This window comes from Prauserella sp. PE36 (assembly GCF_003311655.1).
GTDB classification, from domain to species: domain Bacteria; phylum Actinomycetota; class Actinomycetes; order Mycobacteriales; family Pseudonocardiaceae; genus Prauserella_A; species Prauserella_A endophytica.
This window is the reverse complement of record NZ_QEQT01000059.1, coordinates 1-18,941: the sequence shown is the minus strand read 5'-3', so window position 1 is coordinate 18,941 and position 18,941 is coordinate 1. Positions and strand designations below refer to the sequence as shown.

Genomic DNA, 18,941 nt, shown 5'->3' with positions numbered 1-18,941 from the left:
CACCTAGCTGCAGTGAAGGCCACCATCACTGCGTTGAACGCAGTGATGGTGGCCTTCACTGCGGTCGGGGTGAGCCACCTGGGGCACGGCCTGTGCAGGCCGTGTTGCTACTTCGGAATCGCCGCCGTGAACGGGATCTCGTCGCTCTCGGAGCACGAGGGCCGGTGAGCGTTGTAGCCGTTGTAGTTGCCCTCGTCGTCGTAGCCGCCCTGCTCGATGTGCGGCCGGGGGAACCGGTTGTCCCTGCCCTGCGTGATCCTCGACTGCGTCGGCTCCTCGCACCCGTAGCGGGGCACGGTCAGCGGGCGGCCGTCCTCGGTGTAGAGGTACACGTCGCGCAGCGGCTTGCCGTCGGCGTCGAAGACGTAGACGTTCTCCAGCTGCTCGTCGCCGTAGAACAGCCCGGGCTCGCCGTCGTAGGACGTGTTCGACGTGTACTGGTACGGATACTCGGTGGTCGAGCCCTCCAGCGAGCTGGCGAGATAGCCCACCATGCCCGCTCCCATGGCGAGCACGAACACCGAAACGGGCACGCTCGCCCACAGCAGCCTCCGGTCCGTGCCGGATCTCGGACCCGCCCACAACGCTAGCGCGGCGACGCCGACGAACACCGGCAGCACGAGGATGGCAGCGCTGTTCCTGATCACCAGCAGCAGCGCCGACAGCCCCATCAGCACCGCGCACAACACCCACCACGCGGGCGCCATCGTCCGCAGGTGAGCGGCCAGCGAGCTCGCGCGGCCCGAGACGCCCGACCACACCCGCCGGACCTCCGGCAGCTCGGCCACCGGGCCCGTCCCCTTCGACCACACGTACCAGCCGGCCGCGGCGAGCGCTGGCACGATCACGACCAGCGCGGCGAGCAGGTCGGCGTCGAACTCGCTGCCGACCGCGAAGCCCACGAGCGCGAGCGCGCCGACACCGAGTACCAGAACCCAGAGCGATAGCCGCGCGGCGGTCCTGCGCGAGCCCTTGGGTTTCCCGGCACCCTCGGCGCCCTCGGCAGGCGGCGGCGGATAGTCACCGGCGGCCCGCACCTCGGCCGCGTAGCTCTCGGGGGAGCCGAGCTGCTCGGTCATCGCCTCGACGGTGGCCCGCTCGCCGAGCCCCTCCGCGATCTCCAGCAGGTGCGGCCGGACGTCCTCGACGATCTCGTCGACCTCGGCGGCGGGCAGATCGGCCAGCGCCGTCCGCACCCGGGCCAGGTAGGCACGAACGGCGGGCGGGTTCGGTGTGCTCATCGTGCGTCTCCCAACAGGCTGTTCATCGTGGTCGCGAAGGTCTGCCACGTCTTCACCGACTCGGCGAGGCGTGCGCGGCCCTGCTCGTTCACGCTGTAGTACTTGCGGTGCGGCCCTTCCTCGCTGGCGACGACGTACGAGGCGAGCAGTCCCGCCTTGTACAGCCGTCGCAGCGTGCCGTACACCGAGGCGTCACCCACCTCGTCGAGGCCCGCCTGTCTCAGCCTGCGCAGGACGTCGTAGCCGTAGCCGTCCTCTTCGCTCAGCACCGCGAGCACAGCGAGATCGAGTACGCCCTTGAGTAGCTGGCTGATCTCCACCGCGTCCTCCAGTTGTGCGCTAGCGACGCTACCACGCAATGCGCAGTAGTGTGCACAGCGACCGGCTCCTTCGGCCGGATCGGGTGGATCAGCGGGTGCGCGCCCTCGGTTTCGGCTGGCAGCGCGGGCACGAGAACGACGAACGGTTCATGAACGGATCGCGCCGGATCGGGGTGCCGCAGCGGCGGCACGGCTCGCCCACCCTGCCGTAGGCGTCGAGCGAGCGGTCGAAGTAGCCGGACTGGCCGTTGACGTTGACGTAGAGCGCGTCGAACGACGTCCCGCCAGCCACCAGCGCCTCGGCCATCACCTCGGCGGCCGCGGCGAGCACGGCCCCGGCCTGCTTGACGGTGAGCCGTTCCGTCGGCCGCGCCCAGTGCAGGCGGGAACGCCACAGGGCCTCGTCGGCGTAGATGTTGCCGACGCCGGATACGAGCGTCTGATCGAGCAGCGCGCGCTTGACCTCGGTGCGCTTGGCCCGCAGCAGCCGCACGGCGAGCGCGGCGTCGAAGAGCGGGTCCATCGGGTCCCGCGCGATGTGCGCGATGGTGTTCGGCACCGGCGTGCCGTCCACCTCGACGAGCTCGGCGAGCGCGAGCCCACCGAATGTGCGCTGGTCGACGAACCGCAGCTCGGGGCCGCCGTCGGCGAAGCGGAACCGCGCGCGCAGGTGCTTCTCGTCAGGGGCGCCCTCGGGCTGGACGAGCAGCTGACCGCTCATGCCGAGGTGGGCGAGCATGGCCTCGCCGTCGGCGAGGTCGAGCCACAGGTACTTGCCACGGCGGCGGGCGGCCTCGATCTTGACGCCGCCGAGACGGCCGGTGAAGTCCTCGACGCCGGGAACGTGACGCCGGATCGCGCGGGGATGGAGCACCTCGGCCGAGGCGATGACCCGCCCCGCGACATGCCGTTCGAGACCGGCGCGAACGGTCTCCACCTCGGGAAGCTCTGGCACCGGACCAGTTTAGTCGGGTGGCTCAGCGGCCCTCATGCAGTGAAGGCCACCTTCACTGCGTTGAACGCAGTGAAGGTGGCCTTCACTGCAGTCGGGTGGGTAGCGAGACGCTGTGGGTCAGCTTTCCTGGACCGGCTTGAGTTCCTCGGAGAGGGCGCGCCAGGCCGACTCGGCGGCCTTCTGCTCGGCTTCCTTCTTGGTCGTGCCGTCGCCCTGGCCGAGGTTGCGGCCACCGACGAACACGGTCGCGCTGAACTCCTTGCGGTGGTCGGGACCGGTGTCCTCGACCTTGTACTCGGGCACGCCGAGACCGGCCGAGGCCGTCAGCTCCTGCAGGCTGGTCTTCCAGTCGAGCCCGGCACCGCGCAGCGGCGCCTCGGCGAGCAGGTCGTCGAAGAGCCGGTGCACCAGCTCCCGCGCCGCGTCGATGCCGTGCGCGAGGTAGGTCGCGCCGATGACGGCCTCGAGTCCGTCGGCGAGGATGCTCGCCTTGTCCCGGCCGCCGGTCAGCTCCTCGCCCTTGCCGAGCAGCAGGTGCGCGCCGAGACCCCCCTCACCGAGCCCGCGGGCCACGCCGGCCAACGCGTGCATGTTGACCACGCTGGCGCGCAGCTTCGCGAGCTGGCCCTCCGGCAGCTCGGGATGCCGCCGGTAAAGATGATCGGTCACCACCAGGCCCAGCACCGCATCCCCGAGGAACTCCAGACGCTCGTTGGGCGGCAGCCCGCCGTTCTCGTACGCGTACGAACGGTGGGTCAGCGCAAGCGTCAGCAGCTCGGTGTCGAAATCGACACCGAGCGCCTCGAGAAGTGGTGTGGGATCCGCTGCCGGGCCGGTAGGCGACTTACCCCCCATAGCCGACAGCCTCAGGCGGGCTCGACGACCTGACGACCGCTGTACTGGCCGCACGCCGGGCAGGCGACGTGCTGGGGCTTGAGCTGCCTGCACGCGCGGTTGGGGCAGGCCACCAGCTCAACCGGCGCGGCCTTCCACTGGGCACGGCGCGAGCGGGTGTTGGAACGCGACATCTTCCGCTTCGGGACGGCCACGACTGGTTCTCCTCATCAGGGTCTGCTCGCGGGTGCGAGCGTGCTTGCCGAATTGGTCGAGCTGCTGCTCGCCGGGCTTTACCGGTCCGAGCCGTTCGCCGGGTTCTCGCCTTGGTTGTCCCCAAAGCGCTCGACCAGCGCGGCCCACCGAGGGTCTATCGTCTCATGCCCGTGTCCGGGCTCGAGATCGGCCCACTTCACGCCGCATCCCGGGCACAGTCCGGCGCAGTCCTCGCTGCACAACGGCACCAGCGGGAGTGCGAGGACGATGGCGTCGCGGACCAGCGGCTCGAGGTCGATCTTGTCGTCGACGACCCGGCTGACCTCGTCTTCCTCGGTGGTCTCGTCGGTGGTCGAGTCCGGGTAGGCGTACAGCTCGGTGAGGTCGACCTCGACCTCGTCGGCGATCGGGTCGAGGCAGCGCGAGCACTGGCCGGTGGTCGGGGCCGAAGCCGTGCCCGTCACGAGCACGCCCTCCACCACCGACTCCAGCAGCAGGTCGAGCGCGATGTTCGCGCCCTTGGGCACGACGATCACGTCGGGCACGCCGAGTGGTGTGTCGACGGGCACGTCGCGCCGGAGCGTACGGCTGGAGCCGGGGCGGCGGCCCAGCTCATGGGTGTCGAACAGCCACGGGTTGCGCGCGTCGGGGCGCGCTGGGCTGGTGCTTTCGTCAGGCATCGGATTCTTCGAAGTCGAGTGGCAGGGCGGCGCGGGCGCCGGATCCGGCGAGCGCCTGATCCAGGGTACGCCCACGTCCCTGCTAGTGAGCCTGGTAGTCGTAGACGACTCCGCGGCCGCCGCCGAGGTGCGGGGTGCCGCGCAGGTGGTTGCGACCGGAGTCGACCGTGCGCAGCGTCGAGGACAGCAGCTCGGAGAACTCGGCGAGCTTGCCGTCGACGTAGGCGTCGCATTCGGCGCGCTGCCGGTCGGCCTCGGCGTGCGCCTCGTCCACGATGCGCGCGGCCTCGCCGTGAGCGGCCTGCACGACCTCGGTCTGTGCGACGAGCCGGGCCTGCTCGTGCCTGCCCTCCTCGACGGCGCGGTCGTAGGCGTCGCGGCCGGCCTGCACCATCCGCTCGGATTCGGCGCGCGAGCGCTCGGTGAGGTCGCGGTACTCGGCCTGGCCAGCGGCGACGGTGCGGTCGGCCTCGTCGCGCGCGTCGGCGAGCAGCTGGTCGGCCCGCGCGCGGGCCTCGGCGACGAGCCGTTCGGCCTCGGCGGTGGCCTCGGAGACGGTGCGCTCGGCCTCCTCGTTGGCCGTGCGCACGGTGGTCTCGGCCTCCTCGCGGGCACGCTGGACGATCTCGTCGCGCTTGTCGAGCACGTCCTGGGCGTCGTCGACCTCGTTCGGCAGCGCGTCCCTGATGTCGTCGAGCAGTTCGAGCGCGTCACCGCGCGGGACCACACAGCTGGAGGTCATCGGGACGCCCCGCGCCTCTTCCACGATCGTGACGAGCTCGTCGAGAGCCTCGAACACCCGGTACACGGCAACTCCCTCGCACCATCGACCCCACGTGTGCAGGACTCCAGTCTGCCCGGTCGGGAGGGAGATTGCCGTGACCGTGTGCACGCGGGCGTGTCAAGCCCCTCGGTGCGATCAGATCTGGATCAGCACGAAGCTCTCGTAGTGGTCGGCTGTGTAGAAGTACTCGCCGCCGTCGCCGGTGACGATGCGCCTCGCGCCGCGGTCGTCACTGCCGGGGGTCTCGACGGTGTACTCGGCGTAGTAGCCGGTCTCGCAGTCGGGAAGCAGGCCCTCGCGGTTCTGGAAGGTCGTGCCGTCCTGCGGGTAGGGGTAGGGCCCTCCGGCCTCGATCAGCTCGTAGGTGTCGGTGGCCTCGGGCGGCAGGTCCCCCAGCGGCACCTGTTCGAAGCCCGAGGTGTCGCCGCACTCGGCCGGTGCGGCGGCCAGTGGTTGGGCGGTGACCGTGCTCGCGCCTCCGAGCAGGGCACCGAGGGCGACGATCAGGGCCAGCAGGACTGCGGTGACGCGTGATCGGTAGTTGGTCATTTTCGGACCGTAACCGGATCACGTGATCAACATGTGGCCTTTCCGTGAACTATTCACGTTCCCGGAGCTTGGCGAGAAGCCGCTCGTGCACGACCTCGGGCACCATCTGCGAGACGTCTCCCCCGTAGGTCGCGACCTCCTTGACCAGCGAGCTGGACAGGAAGCTGAAGGCGGGGTTGTTGGACATCAGCAGCGTCTCGACGCCGGAGAGCTCGCGGTTCATCTGCGCCATCTGCAACTCGTAGTCGAAGTCGCTCACCGAGCGCAGGCCCTTGGCGATGGCCGCGATGTCGTGCTGGCGGCAGTAGTCGACGAGCAGCCCGTGCCAGGCGTCCACGCGCACGTTGGGCAGTTTCTCGGTGACCTCGCGCAACATCTCGAGGCGTTCCTCGATCGAGAACAGGCCCTGTTTCTTCTTGTTGATCAGCACGGCCACGACGACCTCGTCGAAGAGCTGCGCTGATCTCTCGATGATGTCGAGATGTCCGTTGGTCGCTGGGTCATAGGAACCGGGACAAACCGCTCGCCGCATGGGGCGGACGCTACCAACCGGGGGCGCCTCACGCGCGAGATGTGACGCACTCCGCCCAGAACAACGCGGTGTCGCCGTAGCGCTTCGTGCGCAGGGACTCCAGTCCCTCCGGCCAGCGCGGCTCACCGTCGCGCAGCGCCCGCTCGACGATCACCAGGCCGCCCTCGGCGACCCAGCCCCGCGCCACCACGTCGCCGAGCACCGCGGCCAGGCGCTCGCCGTCGAGGTCGTAGGGCGGGTCGGCCACCACGACGTCGAACGGCTCCGCACACGGCTCGGCGACCACGGCCTCCACCTTGCCGTGCCGCACGGAGCCGCCGAGGCCGAGCAGGGCGACGTTGCCGCGCAGCACCTCTACGGCTCGCCGGTCGGCCTCCACGAACAGCACCTGCTCGGCGCCCCGCGAGAGCGCCTCGAGACCGAGCGCTCCGGACCCGGCGTAGAGATCGAGCACGCGCGCGCCGTCGAGCTCGCCCGCGACGTCGAGCGCGTTGAACAGGGCCTCGCGCACCCGCTCCGAAGTCGGTCTCGTGCCGCGCGGCGGGACCCGCAGCTTCCTGCCGCCAGCCCGCCCGGCCACGATCCTGGTCACCCGGCCATCTTCTCAACCCGGTCCGGACTGTGACTCGTGCCGGGACGTGGTGAACCCCCGCCGGGGAACGCGTATTGTCGTTCTTCCCCTTCCCGGCGATTTTGCTGCAGGAGCGCTGAGTGTCGGAACCTCGGGTCAGACGGGCCGAGATCGCCATCGAACAGTCCCACGTGGACCGGGTTTACGCCCGGCTCGCGGAGCTGCGCACCCAGGCCGAGGCCATGCGCGCGAAGGGGTACGAGATCGGCCACGGAGCCCAGCGTGAGGCCGTGTTCGAGCAGGCGTCGATGCTGTTCGAGCGGGACATGATGGTGTACCACGCCAACCAGACGCTGCAGACGCTCGACGCCGAGTACGAGGGCCTCGTGTTCGGCAGGCTCGACCAGATCGGGCCCGAAACCGTCTACGTCGGCAGGCTCGGCATCCGCGACGCCGAGTTCGAGAACCTGGTCACCGACTGGCGCGCGCCCGCCGCCGCCGCGTTCTACCAGGCGACGGCCGAGGAGCCGATGGATGTGGTGCGGCGCAGGGTGATCCGCTGCTCCGGGCAGGCAGTGCTCGATGTGGACGATGACGTGCTCATCCCCGACGCGGTGCCCGACGACATGAACGTGGTCGGCGAGGGCGCGCTGATGGCCGCGCTCGGCCGCGCTCGCGGCGAGAAGATGCGCGACATCGTCGCCACGATCCAGAAGGAGCAGGACGAGGTCATCAGGGCGCCGTGGCGCGGGGTGACCGAGATCACCGGCGGCCCCGGCACGGGGAAGACGGCCGTGGCCCTGCACCGCGCCGCGTACCTGCTCTACCGCTACCGCCGCCAGCTTGGCGGCGCTGGTGTGCTGGTGGTCGGCCCCTCCGGCGTGTTCACCAACTACATCTCGCGTGTGCTGCCGTCGATGGGCGAGACGAACGTCGAGCTGCGCGCGCTCGGCCAGGTGCTCGACGGCATCGAGGCGACCCACCACGACCCCGCGCCGCTCGCGGCGGTCAAGGGCTCGCTGCGCATGCGCAAGGTGCTGCTCAAGGCCATGCGCGACACCCCGCCGGACGCACCGACCGAGATGAGGATCGTCTACCAGGGCGAGGTGCTCAAGCTCGGCCCCAAGGAGCTGGAGCGCGTGCGCCGCAAGGTGCACGGCCACGGCGGCCCGCCCAACCGCGCCCGCGTGCGCGCGGCGGAGACGCTGCTGGAGGCGCTGGCAGACAAGGCCGAGGAGTACGCGAAGGCCGACGACCGCACGATCGACCGGCAGGAGCTGATCACGGCGCTCGGCGAGCGGATCGACTTCCACCGGTTCCTGGTGGTGTGGTGGCCCGTGCTCTACCCGGCCGAGGTGCTCCGCTGGCTCGGCGACGAGCGCAGGCTCACCCGCGCCGCCAAGCAGGTGCTGAGCCGCGAGGAGATCTCGCTGCTCGCGGCGTCGATGGCCGACCGCTCGCAGGGCTGGTCGATGGCCGACATCGCGTTGCTCGACGAGCTGCGCGTGCTGATGGGCCCGCCGCCGAAGCGCCGCAGGAGGCAGCGGCTGGAGCTGGACGCCGAGCAGCAGCGCGACTCGCGCGAGCAGACCACCCGCGGCAGGCCGGAGCACTACGACGAGTACTCCCACATCGTGGTGGACGAGTCGCAGGACCTGTCCCCCATGCAGTGGCGGATGGTCGGCAGGCGCGGCAAGTACGCGAGCTGGACCGTGGTCGGCGACCCGGTGCAGAGCTCGTGGCCCGACCCGACGGAGGCGGCGCAGGCGCGCGACCAGGCATTCGGCGCGCGGACCGCGCGCAGGCGCTACACGCTGCGCACGAACTACCGGAACTCGGCGGAGATCTTCGACCTCGCCGCGCGCGTGGTCGCCGGGCACGCCGGCGAGGGCGAACTGCCGCATGCGGTGCGCACGACGGGCCTGGTGCCGCAGGTCAAGGCCATCGAGCCGGCGGGGGCCGAGACGGCCGTGCAGACGGCGGCGAAGGAACTGCTGGGCGCTGTGGACGGCACGGTCGGCGTGATCTGCGCCATGGACCGGGTCGCCGAGGTCGGCGACTGGCTCGCGGGCCAGGACGAGGAGCGGCTCAAGGTCGTCGGCAGCCTCGACGCCAAGGGCCTCGAGTACGACGCCGTGGTGCTGCTGGAACCCACCGAGCTGATCACGGAGTCGCTCACCGGGCGGCGGGTGCTCTACGTGGCGCTCACGCGGGCCACGCAGCAGCTGACCGTGCTGGCCTCCGACGAGGAGTGGCTCGGGTAGGGAATTCCAGCACAGCCGCGGGGCGTTGACCTTGGGCGTGACCTCCCTGCGTGACATCCCGTTCTCCGTGCTGGACCTCGCCCCCGTCGTGAGCGGGGGCGACGCGGCCACCGCGTTCCGCAACACGCTCGACCTCGCCCGGCACACCGAGCAGCTCGGCTACCACCGCTACTGGCTGGCCGAGCACCACAACATGCCGGGCATCGCGAGCTCGGCGACGGCCGTGCTGATCGGCCACGTCGCCGACGCGACCGAGCGGATCAGGGTGGGCTCCGGCGGTGTGATGCTGCCCAACCACGCGCCGTTGGTCGTGGCCGAGCAGTTCGGGACCCTCGAAGCCCTGCACCCCGGCCGGATCGACCTTGGCATCGGCCGGGCGCCCGGCACCGACCAGCGCACCGCCTACGCGCTGCGCGGCGCGGCGGGGCTGTCCGCGGAGGACTTCCCGCAGCGGCTCGCCGAGCTCATCGCCTACTTCGAGAAGGACGAGGAGCGCCCGGTCAACGCCGTGGCCGCCGAGGGCAACCGGCCCCCGGTGTGGCTGCTCGGCTCGAGCGGGTTCAGCGCGCAGCTGGCCGGGATGCTGGGCCTGCCGTTCTCGTTCGCCCACCACTTCAGCTCCGAGAACACGCTGCCCGCCGTCAAGCTCTACCGCGACTCGTTCCGCCCTTCGGCCGTGCTGGACGAACCGTACGTGATGCTCGGCGCCGCCGTGACCTGCGCGGAGACCGACGAGCAGGCGCGCTGGATCGCGGGCCCGAACGGGCTGACGTTCCTGAGCCTGCGCAAGGGGCGGCCGATCCCGCTGCCGACGCCGCAGGAGGCCGCCGACTACCCGTACACGGACCTGGACCGCGCGTTCATCGAGGACCGGATGGCGAGCAGCATCGTCGGCTCACCGGAAACCGTCCGAAAGGGACTCGAGTCGCTGCTGGCCGACACCGACGCGGACGAGATCATGGTCACGACGATGGTTCACGACCACGCCGACCGCCGCCGTTCCTACGAACTGGTCGCCGAGCTCGTGAACTAGAAACCGGAGCTCACTCGGACGGGTTACCATGCGATGGTCCATACAGGTGACAGGAGCCGGGTCCGGAGGTGTCGATGGGCGGCCGCGAGACCACCGAGCGTGCCTTGGCGGTGCACCGGCTGCTGAACTCCCAGAGTCCGGACCCCGCGCGGCCACTGCCGCACGGTCGCCGGTTCCCGCTCCCGGACGTCCACCCGCCACAGGCCGACCTGGTGGCGACGCTGGCCCGGCGCCGCTCGTCGTACGCCTACGCCGACCGTGACCTCCAGCTGACCGCGCTGAGCGCGTGGCTGCGCTTCTCCGTTGGCGTGCAGCGGTTCGTGCCCGCGTTCGGCGTCGCCGACTACCCGCTGGGCATGGCGCCGAGCGCGGGCGGCCTCGACATCCTGCGCGCCTACCTCGTCGTCCGCAGGGCCGAGCAGATCGACCCCGGCGTCTACCGCTACGAGGCCGTCTCGCACGAGCTGGTTGAGCTGAGCGACGCCGACCCGGTGCCCGCGCTCGAACACGTGTACCTGCAGCCGGAGTTCATCCCGAGGGCCGCGGTGTCGCTGGCGCTGACCGCGCGGCTGGACGTGGCGTTCGACAAGTACCCGCTGCGGCACTACCGGACGCTGCACGTCGACACCGGCGTCGCGGTGCAGAACCTCTACCTCGTCGGCACCGCGCTCGGGCTCGCGTGCTGCGCCGTCGCCGGGTTCGACGACGCGGCGCTGGGCACGCTGCTCGGCGTCACCGAGACCGAGATCCCCACCATGCTCTTCGCGGCGGGGCACGCGGCCACCCAGCTCACCTGATCGCCACCGTGTAGCGGTCGCCAGCGACGACGTCCTGCACGCCCGAGCCCCATGTGGCGGCGGGGAACGACAGCACGGTCTCGCGGTTGTAGCCCCAGCCGATCACACGGCCCGTCTCGGTCAGCGCGACGTTGTGCTGCCAGCCGGCCGAGATGGCGACGATGCCGGACGCCGTCGCGGCGGGCGGGGTCGCGCGGCCGAACTTGTTGCTGCCCCACGCGACCACGCTGCCGTCGGACTTCAGCGCCAGCGCGGTGCTCCAGCCCGCGGAGATCGCCACGACGCCGGACCGCGCCTCGGGAGGCACGTCCGTCTGCCCGACGGTGTTGACGCCCCACGCCACCACGCCGCCGTTCTTCAGCGCGAGGTTGAAATCCCCTCCGGCGGCGATCGCGGTGACCCCCGAGGACGCCTCGGGAGGCACGTCGTCGCGCAGGCCCCAGCTCACCACGCTGCCGTCGGACTTCAGCGCGAGGCTGTGGAACGCCAGCGAGGACACGTCGACCACGCCGGAGCGGGCCGCCGCCGGGACGTCGGTCTGGCCGAACCAGTCGTTGCCCCACGCGACCACACCGCCGCCGACCACGGCGAGGCTGTGTCCCCAGCCCGCCGCGATGGCGCTGGCCCCCTGCGCCTGCCGCGGCACCACCTTCTCCCCGTAGAGATCCCGCACGTAGTACCGCGTGCCGACGGCGTGGACGCCACCGTCCTCCTTGCGCGCCAGGAAATGCACGCCGCCGACCGCGACCTCGGCGACGCCGGAGGACAGCTCGGGCGGGATGGGGTTGGTCACGCTCGTCACCCACACCTGCACCGCCCCCGAGGCGGCTGTGCCGACGCCGCCCTGCGCCGTCGAGGGCTGCCCGGCGCGAACCGGCGCCGGGCCGCCCGGCGCCGCCGCGGCCGACGCGGTCACGCCAAGCAGGCCCGCGAGCAGCAGGCCCGCGAACGCCTTGGCGATCCTCCGCCCGCGCCGTCCGGCGATCACTCCCCTCACGAACCCTCCGCATCACCCGCGCCCACAATCTCCGAACGCGTGCGACGATAACCGCGAGGGTTGCCGAACACTAGCCGGAACTAATTCGACGTGTCATTCTCATAATTTCGTGACAAGGTTTGGTGTGACGTTTTATTTCCGGTGACAAGTTCCGGCTCTACGCCTTGTTCACCCTGCAAAATGCACTTAATCTACTCGCTGGTAGCCGCAGCGGGTCGGCGTCCAGAGCAATCCAGAAATGCACTGCACCGTAGGAGAGAACTGCCACTAAGGAGATTTCAGCAATGGGGCGAAGAATCAGGGACCTCGTGGCCAGTGTAGCCACAATGGGATTAGTAGCCGCCATCTCCGGCTTCGTCGGGGCGGGCTCGGCACAGGCGGCCGCGGACGTGACCTACTCGAGCCAGACCCTGCGCTACGAATGCTCGTACCCCGTGATCGGGTTCGACTACCTGGACGTGCAGATCGAGTTCAAGGCCCCCGACTCGGTTCCCGCCAACAGCCAGTTCGTGCCCTACGACATCGTCGCCACCGCGACGGTGCCGCAGAACGTCGTCGAACTGCTCTACTACGTCGCCGGGATCGACGGCGTCCGCGGCACGGCCGACGGCTCCGTCGACCTCACCAACGGCAGCCCGGGCACGGTCGACATCGGTGATCTCTCCGTCGCCGAACAGTTCATCCCCGACCCGCCCGCCGACTTCCCCGTGATCGCCGAGCAGGTCGGCAGCACGGTGGTCCCGACCATCACCGCGGGCTCGCCCGGCGTCCTCTCCGCCAACATGGGCGACTACTTCGCGGCGTCACTGGACTTCCACTACTACAACGCGACACCGGAGTGGCAGGGCCCGGAGACGTTCGAGTGCTTCCTCGACACCACCAGCCCGCAGAACACCGCCTTCTCGCCGAACATGACCGTCTCCTGACGGCCATCGGCACCGGCACGGACCGGTCCGGTCACCGCGCGGTGACCGGACCGGTCCTGCCCGCGTCCGACCCCTCTTCCACATCGAGGTGACCACGTGCTCCACAACCTTCGCCGAGGCAGCCGCAAGATCGCCGTCGCCGCCGCGCTCCTGCTGCTGGCCGCCGGGCTCAACGGCGGGCTCGCCGGCGCGGGACCGGCACCGGCGAGGCAGCCGGAGCGGCTGGTGAAGGACCTCGGCTACAACTGCGCATTCCCGGAGCCCGTGGGCAGCAGGCCGTTGACGATGTCGATCAGCACCAGGCCGCTGCCGGAGAGTGTCGCCGTCGGCGACCCGGTGCCACTGGAGCCGTTCGAGGCGGCGCTCACGTTGCAGGAGGAGACGTGGCGGGCGCTCGCGCCGCTCGGCGAGCCCACCGCGATCGGCGGCACCGTCGTGGTGACCCTCACCGTCACCGAGGGCGCCACGGCCACCCCGGTGCAGGTGGAGCTGACACTGCCGGACACTCCGCTTCCCGAGGCGGGACCCGTGACCCTGGCGGACTCGGCGCCGGTCCCACCGGTCGCGACGACCACGGCGGGTGTCGCGCTCGCGATCTACGCCGAGGCGCCGCTGCCCACGCTGACCCCGAAGCTCGCGGACGGCACCCCGAGCACGGACGCACCGCTGCGGCCGACGTGCTCACCCGAGCCAGGCCAGGAACCGCTGCTCGGCGAGATCCTCGTCGTACCACCGGGTTCCGCCGAGGCCCCGGACGGCGAGGGGCCGGCCGATCCCGGTGACCATGGCGATCCGGCCGGCCCGGAAGCGCGACGGCAGGCGCAGGCCGCCGAAGCCGGGCTGCCCGGCATCGCGGGCGGGGTCGACGAGCCCGCGCCGGCCGTGCTGATCGCGCCGCAGTTCATCCTCGGTGAGTCGACGATCGCGAAGCTCAACACCGCCTTCGACCTCGGACCGGGAATGATGGTCAACGGCGGACAGTTCCTCCCGCCGCCGACCGTCACCGGCAACGTCGCGCTGCCGCCCGCGAGCACGCCGTTCAACGCGTTCGGCTTCATGCCCACCACGGGCAAGGCCGAGTTCCTGCCCGCGGAGGACGCAGGCGGCAGCATTCTCTCGGTCTCCGGGCCGAACCCCGCCAGCACGCTCGACGCGCACAGCGAGGTGATCCTGCGAATCAGCGAGGTGCTCGTGAACGGCGTCCCGCTCGACGTCGGCCCGCACTGCCGCACCGAGTCGCCCGTGGTCATCGACATGGTCGGCAGCTACATCATCACCAGCGGCGGCACTGTCGGCACCGACCCGGACGCCCCCGAGGAGCGACACCGCGGCTTCACCATCCCGCCGTTCACCGGCTGTGGCGTCACGGAGTCCCTCGACCCGTTGGTGACCGGCCTGGTCTCCGGCCCCGGCAACCAGGCCACGATGACGCTGACCACCGTCCGCTGAGCCCACCGCAGTGAAGGCCACCCTGCCTGCGTTCAACGCAGTGAAGGTGGCCCTCACTGCGGTCGGGCATCCGGCATCAGTCGTCGTGGTGGGCGGTTTCCAGTGCCGGTTCCTTCAGGCGCGCGCGGGCGGCCAGCGGGTCGAGAACGGTGACCGTGGCGCCGAAGGGCAGCAGCTGCCGCACGCCTTCGAGCCCGTGCACGCGCAGGGTCGCACTCACCCTCGTTCGGCAGGACATTCGTGATCGCCGATCCCGGCGGCAACCTCATCCGGGTCTCCCCCGTCGACTGACCGGCATGAGAATCGCCGCCGCCCCCGGTGTGCCAGGGGTCGGCGGCGATATCGGCGTTATGGCTCAGGTCTGCGTGACCGGCCTGCCGAGGTCGAGGCTGATCGTGTTGTCCGGTCCGGAGACCAGGGAGCTGAGCAACCACGAGAAGATCGTGCAGTTGTCGAAGTCCGGAATCGCGTAGGTGCCGGAAACGGTGCCGCCGTTGAAAACGGTGAAGTTGCTCTCCGACACCATGTCGATCGACACCGGCTGTTCCGTGCGGCATTCCTTGCCCACCGGCGTGTAGAACACGCCCGCGACCCAGATGTTGCTGAGCTGGATGTACGCCTCGGCGTGCGCGTTCACCACACCCTGCACGAGTGTGCCCGTGACGGGGGTCGTCGGGATGATCGTCACGGTGGCGCGTACGGGGATGAACCCGGCCACGGAGAAACTCGCCTGCGACGGCGGCAGCTGGAGCGTGCCCGTCAGGTCGGCGCCGCCGGTGCGGGTGGTGACCGTTGTGGACAGTGTGCCGGGACCGAGTTCCAGCGTGCTCCCCGTCTTGGCGACCACGGACTCACCGGTCACGGGGTAGTTCACGGTGAACGTCGCCGCGGAGGCCGGCGTGGCACCGAGCACCGTGGCCACCAGCACGGCGGCGGCGACCCCGGCCGCCCGGAAAACGGTGGTGAAACCCCTTCTTCGAACACCACCCGAATTTGCCAGAGAACGACGTGACATAGGGCAGAACTCCATTTCGTGAGTTTGCGGTCCAGCACGCTACTGGCGAGTATGTTACGAGCGCGCCCAAGGCTCGGCAACGGTCCGCGAAACCGGCCTCGGTTTCTTGTCACAGGTGCCGCAAAGGTGAGGATTCTCCTGTCATGTCACCACAATCTGCGCCGTTCGGAGCAGCACACGATGCCCCTTTCGGCACGCCGGGAGTTTTGCGCATCAGAGCACAAACCCAGCGCGAAAATCTATCCGTTGGCGACAATTTTTCCCCGGTTACCAGGACGTGACCGGCAGATGCCGCGATCTGCCTTGCCCGAGCACACGGGCGCTGATTAACGTACCGACCGGTAATAAACGCGAGAAGAATGAGAACGCAATTCCTGGAGCACGCCGATGACGTCTTTCCCCGGCGCCGCCGCGATCCGGCAGACAGGCCGGCTCTACGCGCTGGCCCTGGACGTCCTGCGCTATCTGCCCCGGCGTCCGTTCCAGTTCCGCGAGTTCGTGCAGCAGTTCTGGTTCATCGCGAGCGTGTCGATCCTGCCGACGGCGCTGGTCGCGATCCCCTTCGGCGGCGTGATCGCGCTGCACGTGGGCTCGCTGACCAACCAGATCGGCGCGCAGTCGTTCACCGGCGCGGCGAGCGTGCTCGCGATCATCCAGCAGGCCAGCCCCATCGTCACGGCCCTGCTGATCGCGGGCGCCGGCGGCTCGGCGATGTGCGCCGACCTCGGCTCGCGCACCATCCGCGAGGAGATCGACGCCATGGAGGTGCTCGGGGTCTCCCCCATCCAGCGGCTCATCGTGCCGAGGGTGCTGGCCGCGATGGCCGTGGCGGTGTTCCTCAACGGCATGGTCAGCGTCGTCGGCGTGCTGGGCGGCTACTTCTTCAACGTCGTCATGCAGGACGGCACCCCCGGCGCCTACCTCGCCAGCTTCTCGGCGCTGGCGCAGCTTCCGGACCTGTGGATCAGCGAGCTGAAGGCGCTGATCTTCGGCTTCATCGCCGGCGTGGTGGCCGCCTACCGGGGGCTCAACCCCGCGGCCGGGCCGAAAGGCGTCGGCGACGCCGTGAACCAGTCGGTGGTGATCACTTTCCTGCTGCTGTTCCTCACCAACGTGGTGCTCACCGCGCTGTACCTGCAACTCGTGCCGCCGAAGGGAATGTGATCCACTCATGGTGAGCAGCCCCAACCGGGTACTGGAGTCGGTGGACCGCCGGTTCCGCTTCCTCGACACCCTCGGCGACGCGATCCTGTTCTTCCTGCGCGCGATCGCGTGGATCCCGCGCGCGCTGCGCCGCTACGTCCGCGAGATCGTCCGCCTGCTCGCCGAGGTGAGTTTCGGCAGCGGGGCGCTCGCCGTGATCGGCGGCACGGTCGGCGTGATGATCGGCATGACCATGTTCACCGGCGTGGTCGTTGGCATGCAGGGCTACACCGCGCTCAGCCAGGTGGGCACCGCCGCGTTCGCCGGATTCATCTCCGCCTACTTCAACACGCGCGAGATCGCGCCGCTCGTGGCGGGGCTCGCCTTGTCCGCGACGGTCGGCTGCGGGTTCACCGCGCAGCTCGGCGCGATGCGGATATCCGAGGAGATCGACGCGCTCGAGGTGATGGGTGTGCCGAGCGTGCCGTACCTCGTGACCACACGGATCATCGCCGGGTTCGTGGCGATCATCCCGCTCTACGCCATCGGGCTGCTCAGTTCCTACGTCGCGTCGCGCCAGATCACGGTGTGGTCATTCGGCCAGTCGGAGGGCACCTACGACCACTACTTCGAGCTGTTCCTGCCGCCAGAGGACGTGCTGTGGTCGTTCGGCAAGGTGCTGCTGTTCAGCGTCGTCGTGGTGCTCACCCACTGCTACTACGGCTTCCGCGCGAGTGGAGGACCCGCGGGAGTCGGCGTGGCAGTCGGCCGGGCCGTGCGCACGGCGATCGTCGCGATCAGCGTGCTCGACTTCTTCCTCAGCCTGGCGATCTGGGGCGCCACCACCACCGTGCGGGTGGCCGGATGAGACCGCGGCCGGTACTGCGCAAGCTCGGTGTGCGGACGGCGGGCGTCGTCTTCCTGCTCGTGATGGCGCTGTTCGTGACCCTGTCGGTGAAGATCTACAACAAGGACTTCTCCCCCGCCGTGATGGTGACGTTGCAGACCGACCGCGTCGGCAACCAGCTGCGCGAGACTTCCGACGTCAAGGCGCGCGGCGTCGTGGTGGGCGAGGTGCGCGGCATCCGCAGCGTCACCGACGGCGCCGAGATCAGCCTCGCGCTCCACCCCGAGCACATCGGCAGGCTGCCCAAGGACGTCTCCGCGCTGCTCGTCCCCAAGACACTCTTCGGGGAGCGCTACGTGCAGCTGTCCATTCCGGACTCCTCGGCTCAGCCCCCGCTCTCCGAGGGCGACGTGATCACGCAGGACCGCTCGGCCAACGCGATCGAGCTGGAACGCGTCTTCGGCAACCTGCTCCCCGTGTTGAAGGCCGTGCAGCCGCAGAAGCTCGCGAGCACGCTCACGGCGGTGTCGACGGCGCTGGAGGGCCGGGGCGAGCAGCTCGGTGACACGCTGGTGACCGCGGCGGAGTATCTGGACGAGTTCAACCCCAACCTGCCGCGGCTCAACGAGAACATCCGCGACCTCGCCGAGGTGAGCGACCTCTACGGCGACATCGCACCCGACGTGCTCGACGCGCTCACCGACACCGCCGTGACCCTCGGCACCGTCTCCGAACGCGGCGCCGACCTCGACCTGCTCTACGCCCAGGTGACCACGGCCGCCCACGACGTGACGCGGTTCCTGCGGGAGAATGAGCACAACCTCATCCAGCTCGCCGCCACGAGCCGCGAACCGCTGGAGCTGGCGGCGCGGTACTCGCCGAGCTTCCCCTGCACACTCAAGGCGCTCGCGGAGCTGAAGCCGTCGATGGACAAGGTGCTCGGCAAGGGCACCGACGAGCCGGGGCTGCACTTCGAGGCGGAGGTCACGCAGTCGCGCGGCAAGTACGTGCCCGGTGTGGACACCCCCGGCTACGACGAGACCGGCGGCCCGCGCTGCTACCCGAGCGGCGTCCCGCCCACGGAGGGCGTCGCCGCCGCGGCGCCCGGAACCGACGCACACCCGCTGCTGCCGGGCAGCCCGGGCGATCTGGGGCTGCCGAACTCGCCACAGGAGCGACAGCTGCTGTCCACCGTGCTCGCTCCCGAGCTGGGCCTGCCGCCCGGTCAGGTGCCGGAGTGGAGCAGCGTGCTCGTGGGCCCGCTCTACCGGGGAACGGAGGTGGAGCTCAAGTGAAGCCCCCACCAACCGCAGTGAAGGCCACCTTCACTGCGTTGGATCAACACAGCGGCGCGCCGCGCCTCCGTTTGGGCGGTGGTGGGAGACGGGCGGGCGCAGGCATGGTGGCCTTCACTGCGGCGGCGCGTACCGGCTCGGTCACCGGGGAGGCGCCATGAGGAAGATCGCCGGGCCCGTCATCAAGGGCCTGATCTTCGTGCTCGTCACCGGGCTCGCGACGGCGCTGCTCGCCGTGTCGATCGCGGGCACCAGCGTCGGCGACCGCAGCACCTACCGCGCCCGGTTCGTCGACGCCACCTCGCTCAACCCCGGCGACGACGTCCGCATCTCCGGCGTGCGCATCGGCCAGGTCGACGAGCTCACCGTGGTGGACCAGCACCTCGCGCTCGTGACGTTCTCGGTCGACCGCACGCGCGAGCTGCCCGCCGACGTCACGGCGACCATCCGCTACCGCAACATGGTCGGCCAGCGCTACATCGCACTGGAGCGC

At 70.2% G+C, this 18,941-nt stretch carries 22 protein-coding genes; 9 read left to right on the top strand and 13 right to left on the bottom strand.

Translation table 11 applies throughout. The features are described 5' to 3' along the window. Positions 1-107 precede the first annotated feature (107 nt). The 10 genes from DI005_RS13680 to rsmD form a co-directional block, all read right to left on the bottom strand. Entirely contained in the window at positions 108-1,241 is a 1,134-nt protein-coding gene (locus DI005_RS13680) for a hypothetical protein (protein WP_113642323.1), read from the bottom strand. Continuing rightward, a complete protein-coding gene (locus DI005_RS13675) occupies positions 1,238-1,561 on the bottom strand; it encodes a PadR family transcriptional regulator (protein WP_112271874.1) in 324 nt (107 codons plus the stop codon). Before DI005_RS13675 ends, DI005_RS13680 begins: the two co-directional genes overlap by 4 nt. Before the next feature lie 88 nt (positions 1,562-1,649). Then, positions 1,650-2,516, bottom strand: coding sequence for a bifunctional DNA-formamidopyrimidine glycosylase/DNA-(apurinic or apyrimidinic site) lyase (gene mutM, locus DI005_RS13670; RefSeq protein WP_112271873.1), 867 nt, complete (start codon positions 2,514-2,516; stop codon positions 1,650-1,652). Between the two features lie 117 nt (positions 2,517-2,633). Continuing rightward, the gene (gene rnc, locus DI005_RS13665) at positions 2,634-3,371 is read right to left on the bottom strand and encodes a ribonuclease III (protein WP_112271871.1); all 738 of its coding nucleotides are present in this window, start codon (positions 3,369-3,371) and stop codon (positions 2,634-2,636) included. An 11-nt stretch (positions 3,372-3,382) separates the two neighbouring features. Beyond that, positions 3,383-3,565 (bottom strand): 50S ribosomal protein L32, encoded by a 183-nt coding sequence (gene rpmF, locus DI005_RS13660; RefSeq protein ID WP_110342243.1) that lies wholly within the window; start codon positions 3,563-3,565, stop codon positions 3,383-3,385. Positions 3,566-3,643: 78 nt separating this feature from the next. Beyond that, positions 3,644-4,246, bottom strand: a complete 603-nt coding sequence (locus DI005_RS13655; RefSeq protein WP_113642322.1) for a DUF177 domain-containing protein — start codon at positions 4,244-4,246, stop codon at positions 3,644-3,646. Between the two features lie 82 nt (positions 4,247-4,328). Continuing rightward, a complete protein-coding gene (locus DI005_RS13650) occupies positions 4,329-5,054 on the bottom strand; it encodes a DivIVA domain-containing protein (RefSeq protein ID WP_112271867.1) in 726 nt (241 codons plus the stop codon). A gap of 111 nt (positions 5,055-5,165) precedes the next feature. Then, positions 5,166-5,579, bottom strand: a complete 414-nt coding sequence (locus DI005_RS13645; protein ID WP_112271865.1) for a ribonuclease domain-containing protein — start codon at positions 5,577-5,579, stop codon at positions 5,166-5,168. A 49-nt stretch (positions 5,580-5,628) separates the two neighbouring features. Beyond that, positions 5,629-6,111 (bottom strand): pantetheine-phosphate adenylyltransferase, encoded by a 483-nt coding sequence (coaD, locus tag DI005_RS13640; protein WP_112271863.1) that lies wholly within the window; start codon positions 6,109-6,111, stop codon positions 5,629-5,631. 28 nt (positions 6,112-6,139) lie between these two features. Continuing rightward, complete coding sequence (gene rsmD / locus DI005_RS13635; protein ID WP_113642321.1) at positions 6,140-6,703, bottom strand: 16S rRNA (guanine(966)-N(2))-methyltransferase RsmD; 564 nt, start codon at positions 6,701-6,703, stop codon at positions 6,140-6,142. A 119-nt stretch (positions 6,704-6,822) separates the two neighbouring features. Here rsmD and DI005_RS13630 point away from each other — a divergent pair, with 119 nt between their 5' ends. From DI005_RS13630 to DI005_RS13620, 3 genes are all read left to right on the top strand, one after another. After that, entirely contained in the window at positions 6,823-8,946 is a 2,124-nt protein-coding gene (locus DI005_RS13630; protein ID WP_113642320.1) for an AAA family ATPase, read from the top strand. A gap of 37 nt (positions 8,947-8,983) precedes the next feature. Further along, a complete protein-coding gene (locus DI005_RS13625; RefSeq protein WP_199542791.1) occupies positions 8,984-9,979 on the top strand; it encodes an LLM class flavin-dependent oxidoreductase in 996 nt (331 codons plus the stop codon). 74 nt (positions 9,980-10,053) lie between these two features. Beyond that, complete coding sequence (locus DI005_RS13620; RefSeq protein ID WP_113642319.1) at positions 10,054-10,776, top strand: SagB family peptide dehydrogenase; 723 nt, start codon at positions 10,054-10,056, stop codon at positions 10,774-10,776. Here the strand turns inward: DI005_RS13620 and DI005_RS13615 are convergent. Then, positions 10,769-11,773 carry a hypothetical protein gene (locus DI005_RS13615; protein ID WP_113642318.1) on the bottom strand — a complete coding sequence of 335 codons (1,005 nt, stop codon included), beginning with the start codon at positions 11,771-11,773 and terminating at the stop codon, positions 10,769-10,771. The two genes, DI005_RS13620 and DI005_RS13615, sit on opposite strands and share 8 nt — an antisense overlap. Positions 11,774-12,099: 326 nt before the next feature. Between DI005_RS13615 and DI005_RS13610 the strand changes: the two genes are divergently transcribed. Both DI005_RS13610 and DI005_RS13605 read left to right on the top strand, forming a co-directional pair. Next, complete coding sequence (locus DI005_RS13610; protein ID WP_113642317.1) at positions 12,100-12,699, top strand: DUF6801 domain-containing protein; 600 nt, start codon at positions 12,100-12,102, stop codon at positions 12,697-12,699. 96 nt (positions 12,700-12,795) lie between these two features. Then, entirely contained in the window at positions 12,796-14,148 is a 1,353-nt protein-coding gene (locus tag DI005_RS13605) for a DUF6801 domain-containing protein (RefSeq protein WP_113642316.1), read from the top strand. Positions 14,149-14,224: 76 nt separating this feature from the next. Here DI005_RS13605 and DI005_RS38185 read toward each other — a convergent pair whose 3' ends face one another. Continuing rightward, positions 14,225-14,368, bottom strand: a complete 144-nt coding sequence (locus DI005_RS38185) for a hypothetical protein (protein WP_158559815.1) — start codon at positions 14,366-14,368, stop codon at positions 14,225-14,227. A gap of 135 nt (positions 14,369-14,503) precedes the next feature. Next, positions 14,504-15,076: a hypothetical protein gene (locus DI005_RS13595; RefSeq protein WP_113642315.1), complete on the bottom strand. Its 573-nt coding sequence runs from the start codon at positions 15,074-15,076 to the stop codon at positions 14,504-14,506. Positions 15,077-15,550: 474 nt separating this feature from the next. Between DI005_RS13595 and DI005_RS13590 the strand changes: the two genes are divergently transcribed. The 4 genes from DI005_RS13590 to DI005_RS13575 form a co-directional block, all read left to right on the top strand. Then, positions 15,551-16,327 (top strand): ABC transporter permease, encoded by a 777-nt coding sequence (locus DI005_RS13590; protein WP_113642314.1) that lies wholly within the window; start codon positions 15,551-15,553, stop codon positions 16,325-16,327. A gap of 7 nt (positions 16,328-16,334) precedes the next feature. Further along, positions 16,335-17,174, top strand: a complete 840-nt coding sequence (locus tag DI005_RS13585) for an ABC transporter permease (RefSeq protein ID WP_113642313.1) — start codon at positions 16,335-16,337, stop codon at positions 17,172-17,174. Then, entirely contained in the window at positions 17,171-18,448 is a 1,278-nt protein-coding gene (locus DI005_RS13580; protein WP_113642312.1) for an MCE family protein, read from the top strand. Before DI005_RS13585 ends, DI005_RS13580 begins: the two co-directional genes overlap by 4 nt. 157 nt (positions 18,449-18,605) lie before the next feature. Next, on the top strand, positions 18,606-18,941 hold a 336-nt coding region (locus DI005_RS13575), incomplete at its 3' end, for an MlaD family protein (protein WP_113642311.1).

What these genes read in the sequence shown, in the direction of transcription:
- DI005_RS13610 (WP_113642317.1), top strand. Translation starts at nt 12,100, where the DNA reads ATGGGATTAGTAGCCGCCATCTCCGGCTTCGTCGGGGCGGGCTCGGCA.
- DI005_RS13680 (WP_113642323.1), bottom strand. Translation starts at nt 1,241, where the DNA reads ATGAGCACACCGAACCCGCCCGCCGTTCGTGCCTACCTGGCCCGGGTG.
- DI005_RS13620 (WP_113642319.1), top strand. Translation starts at nt 10,054, where the DNA reads ATGGGCGGCCGCGAGACCACCGAGCGTGCCTTGGCGGTGCACCGGCTG.
- DI005_RS13580 (WP_113642312.1), top strand. Translation starts at nt 17,171, where the DNA reads ATGAGACCGCGGCCGGTACTGCGCAAGCTCGGTGTGCGGACGGCGGGC.
- DI005_RS13585 (WP_113642313.1), top strand. Translation starts at nt 16,335, where the DNA reads ATGGTGAGCAGCCCCAACCGGGTACTGGAGTCGGTGGACCGCCGGTTC.
- rnc (WP_112271871.1), bottom strand. Translation starts at nt 3,371, where the DNA reads ATGGGGGGTAAGTCGCCTACCGGCCCGGCAGCGGATCCCACACCACTT.
- coaD (WP_112271863.1), bottom strand. Translation starts at nt 6,111, where the DNA reads ATGCGGCGAGCGGTTTGTCCCGGTTCCTATGACCCAGCGACCAACGGA.
- DI005_RS13590 (WP_113642314.1), top strand. Translation starts at nt 15,551, where the DNA reads ATGACGTCTTTCCCCGGCGCCGCCGCGATCCGGCAGACAGGCCGGCTC.
- DI005_RS13645 (WP_112271865.1), bottom strand. Translation starts at nt 5,579, where the DNA reads ATGACCAACTACCGATCACGCGTCACCGCAGTCCTGCTGGCCCTGATC.
- DI005_RS13655 (WP_113642322.1), bottom strand. Translation starts at nt 4,246, where the DNA reads ATGCCTGACGAAAGCACCAGCCCAGCGCGCCCCGACGCGCGCAACCCG.